Origin of the sequence: Luteococcus sp. H101, from assembly GCF_038433155.1 — a bacterium.
Taxonomy (GTDB): Bacteria; Actinomycetota; Actinomycetes; order Propionibacteriales; family Propionibacteriaceae; genus Luteococcus.
In genome coordinates, this window is record NZ_JBCDMW010000050.1 from 1 (window position 1) to 1070 (window position 1070).

The following is a 1070-nucleotide window of genomic DNA, read 5'->3' on the forward strand; positions in this document are numbered from 1 at the left end:
CCGAGACCATGTCCTCGTACTGCCGGCCCGACTTGAACATCGAACGGGCAGCCACCAGCTCGAAGTCCCGCTGGGTCACCCACGCGGTCAGGTCGATGTCGTGCGAACCCAGGTCCTTGATCACACCGACGTCGGCGATCCGGTTCGGGAACGGGCCCTGACGACGGGTCGCGACCTGGTACAGGTCACCCAGCTCACCGGCCTCCAACCGCTTGCGCAGGTTCTGCAGCGCCGCGTTGTACCGCTCGATGTGACCCACCGCACCCACCAGACCCTTGGCCCGGAAGAGCTCGGCCAGCTTCTTGGCCGACCCGGTGTCCTTGGCCAACGGCTTCTCGATCAGGGCATGCACCCCGGCCTCGGCCAGCTTGGTGCCGATCTCGTCGTGGTAGATCGTCGGCGCCGCAACCACGCAGTAGTCCAGCCCCACCTCGATCAGCTCGTCGATGGAACCCTTGATCTCCAGGTCCCCCGCCACACCATGCGGGTCGCCCTGCGCATCCGCGACCCCGACCAGGTCCACCCCGTCGATCGCGCGCAGGTTGCGGGCATGGTGGCGGCCCATCATGCCCAGCCCGATCAGGCCTGCTCGCAGGTTCGCCATCACGCACCAGCCTTCGCCAGGGTGTTCACCGCGTTGACGATCCGCTCCAGGTCAGCCTGGGACAGCGACGGGTGCACCGGCAGCGACAGGCACTCCAGCGCGGCCTTCTCGGTCTCCGGCAGCTCCACCGGGGACTGGAACGGCGCCAGCCGATGGTTCGGGACCGGGTAGAACATGCCCGACCCAACCTGGAACTGCTCCTTCAGGGCGGCGGCGAAACCGTCGCGATCCTCCGGCACCCGCACCGTGTACTGGTGGTACACGTGCACCGCACCCTCAGCCACCGGCGGCGGGGTGACACCCTGCAGGTTCTCCGACAGGAACTTCGCATTGGCCTGACGCTGCTCGGTCCACGCGCCAACCTTGGTCAGCTGCACCCGGCCGATCGCGGCATGGACATTGGTCATCCGGTTGTTCAGCCCCACAACCTCGTTGTGGTACTGCTGCAGCATGCCCTGGTTGCGGT

The 1070-nt window shown here is 67.2% G+C and carries 2 protein-coding genes; both read right to left on the bottom strand.

The window, feature by feature from the left end:
* On the bottom strand, window positions 1-604 hold a 604-nt coding region (locus tag AAEX60_RS16365), incomplete at its 3' end, for a Gfo/Idh/MocA family protein (RefSeq protein WP_342105068.1).
* Window positions 604-1070: DegT/DnrJ/EryC1/StrS family aminotransferase (locus tag AAEX60_RS16370; protein ID WP_342105070.1), on the bottom strand; the 467-nt coding region annotated here is incomplete at its 5' end. The genes AAEX60_RS16370 and AAEX60_RS16365, both read right to left, overlap by 1 nt.